The 2,452-nt window shown below is 66.3% G+C and carries 4 protein-coding genes; 1 reads left to right on the forward strand and 3 read right to left on the reverse strand.

Annotated features, from left to right (window positions below):
* Nucleotides 1-277: 277 nt before the first annotated feature.
* Nucleotides 278-754, forward strand: a complete 477-nt coding sequence (tadA, locus tag VNF71_08130; GenBank protein ID HVA74518.1) for a tRNA adenosine(34) deaminase TadA — start codon at nt 278-280, stop codon at nt 752-754.
* A gap of 33 nt (nt 755-787) precedes the next feature.
* Here tadA and VNF71_08135 read toward each other — a convergent pair whose 3' ends face one another.
* From VNF71_08135 to phoU, 3 genes are all read right to left on the reverse strand, one after another.
* Nucleotides 788-1,126, reverse strand: a complete 339-nt coding sequence (locus VNF71_08135) for a hypothetical protein (protein ID HVA74519.1) — start codon at nt 1,124-1,126, stop codon at nt 788-790.
* A gap of 91 nt (nt 1,127-1,217) precedes the next feature.
* The gene (locus tag VNF71_08140) at nt 1,218-1,640 is read right to left on the reverse strand and encodes a RidA family protein (GenBank protein ID HVA74520.1); all 423 of its coding nucleotides are present in this window, start codon (nt 1,638-1,640) and stop codon (nt 1,218-1,220) included.
* Between the two features lie 109 nt (nt 1,641-1,749).
* Entirely contained in the window at nt 1,750-2,427 is a 678-nt protein-coding gene (gene phoU, locus VNF71_08145; protein ID HVA74521.1) for a phosphate signaling complex protein PhoU, read from the reverse strand.
* Between the last annotated feature and the right edge of the window lie 25 nt (nt 2,428-2,452).

A 2,452-nucleotide genomic window follows, 5' to 3' on the forward strand; every position in this document is an offset into this window, starting at 1 on the left:
CGGAGAACCTCGTCTACTACCGCCGCTTCGGCTACGACGTGGCGGAGGAGCTGCGCCCGGTCGAGGGCGGGCCGCCGCTTTGGACGATGCGCCGGCCGTGCAAGGCCGCGACCCTGTGATCGCCCGGACGGCCCCAGCGCCGTCCGAACTTTTCTGGAGTATCTGTTCGCTGCGCGCCCGAGTTCTCCTGCTCGGCCCAGGGATGCGGTGTTTCGTGATCGGTAACGGGCCAGCCCGGCTACGGTGCGGCCGGACCCGACGGTAGGGAGAGCGGGCTTTGGTTCCAGACACAGCTGACGAGAAGGCCATGCGGCTCGCCTTGGACCAGGCGAGGCGCGCCGGAGACGCGGGCGACGTCCCGGTGGGAGCCGTCGTGGTGGCAGGCGGGCGGGTGGTCGGCGCCGCGGGCAACCGGAGGGAGGCCGCCGGCGACCCGACGGCGCACGCGGAGATCCTCGCCCTGCGGGAAGCCGCCGCATCGCTCGGGTCGTGGCGCTTGGACGGTGCGACCGTCTACGTCACGCTCGAGCCCTGCCCGATGTGCGCCGGCGCGCTGGTCGCCGCCAGGGTGGGCCGGCTCGTGTTCGCGACCGCGGATCCAAAGGCGGGTGCTTGCGGATCGCTGTACAACCTGTGCGCTGATCCCCGCCTCAACCACGAGCTACCGGTGATATCCGGGGTCCTCGAAGCCGAAGCTGCGGTGCTCCTGAGCGGTTGGTTCTCGGGCCGCCGGCGGGCAGGATCCGATGACTGAGCAGTGTCTATGGTCCGACCGCGGTGAGGCAGGTCAGTCCGCGAGCCGGCGGTGAATCTCGGCAAGGAGAGCTATAGGGCGCATCGGCTCCTCTGCCATGTCGGTGACGATGAGACCGCTGGTCCCCGCGGTGGTGACTTCCATCAGTTCCTCGAGCGCCCTGCCCTCCTCGAGGCACAGCATCCGGTCGACGATCACGATGTCGGGTTCCCACCCTTCGGTCTTCTCGATCCCGTGGCGCAAGGTGTTGGCACGCCTCGGCTCGTGTCCAGCCTCGAGAAGCAGCCGCGAGACTGTGTTGAGGAAGGGGATGTCCGGATCGACGACAAGCACACGTGCCCTCAGCCGTGATGTCGTCGATGTCGCTTTCACACCTGCTCCCGCGTCCGCCGGTAATTCTCTTTTCGCCCGACATCGGACAAGCCTTGAGAAGGGCTCTTCGGGCTTACGCCTTATAGCCTGGTTAAGGCCCGGGAGTCCGGCTTGTCGCTCTCTTCTGGTTCTGCCTCGGTGACGGGAGCACCGCCTCCGCCTCTATCTCCACCTTCCAGCGAGGATCAAGCAGGGCAGCGACGACGACCATGGTCGCGGCAGGCCGCACCGTCACGAAGATCTCTCCATGCACCGCTCCGACGGCTGCGGCGTAGTCGGGCGACGTGATGAACATGCGAGTGCGTACGACATGGTCGAGGCTGGCGCCGGCGACACGTAGAGCATCGCCGATGATCTCGAAACACCTGCGCGCCTGCTGGTCCGGGCGTTCGTCACAGCTTCCGTCCGGCCAGATCGGAGCTGTGCCCGAGACGAGGACACGGTCGCCGGCACGGATGGCCCTGCTGAAGCCGATGAAAGTCTCGAACGGCGACCCGGAAGCGAAGCGCGTCATTTCACTCTCAGGCTGTGGCACTCGCCCCGCCCGGAACGGCTTCACAACTCGAGAACGCACTCGAGCCCTGAGAGCCTCAACGGCTCGATCCAGCCGGTCAGCCCCGAGGTTATGACGCAGCCGTGTGATCCTCCGGGAACTCGCCGGTGACCATATAGGGGACGCGGGCACCGAAGTTCACCGCATGGTCTGCGATGCGTTCGAAATAGCGACCGACGAGCGCGACCTGCACCGCCCGTTGAACACTCACCTCGTCCGAGTGTTCGAAGGTCGAGAAGATCACGCGGAACAGTTCCTTCTGCAGGTCGTCCATCACGTCGTCCATGTCAGCGAGAGCCGCTGCCTTCGCGGGATCACGTTCGGTGAAGCAGGCAACTGCCAACTTGAGCTGCTCCAGGGCCTGCCCTCGCATGCGGTCGATCAGCCCTCGGACCCTTGGATCGAGCGGCTGGGGATACAGCCGCCTGGCGGCCTTCGCCACGTTGACCATGTAGTCCCCGATCCGCTCGAGCTCGTGCACGCCTCGCAGGACGGTGACGAGCATGCGCAGGTCCACGGCCATCGGCTGTTGGCGCGCCAACAACAGGTATGTATGCTTCTCGATGGAGTGCGTGAGCTCGTCAAGCTTGCGGTCCCCGGCGATCACGACCTCGGTGGCAGGCAGATCCTCCGCAAGGAACGCTGCCGTTCCGGACTGGATCGCCTCGCCCGCAAGGGCGGCCAGGCGCGCCACGTCCTCCGCCAGTTCGGCGAGCTCGTCATGAAACAGTTTTCGAGTCTCAGTCACGGTTCTCCCGTCTGTCAGGCAACTC

The sequence above is a fragment of the Acidimicrobiales bacterium genome, assembly GCA_035533095.1.
Taxonomy (GTDB): Bacteria; Actinomycetota; Acidimicrobiia; order Acidimicrobiales; family Palsa-688; genus DATLUM01.

Bases quoted from the DNA above. Each gene is read 5' to 3' on its own strand.
- VNF71_08140 (HVA74520.1), bottom strand. From the start codon at position 1,640: ATGACGCGCTTCGCTTCCGGGTCGCCGTTCGAGACTTTCATCGGCTTC.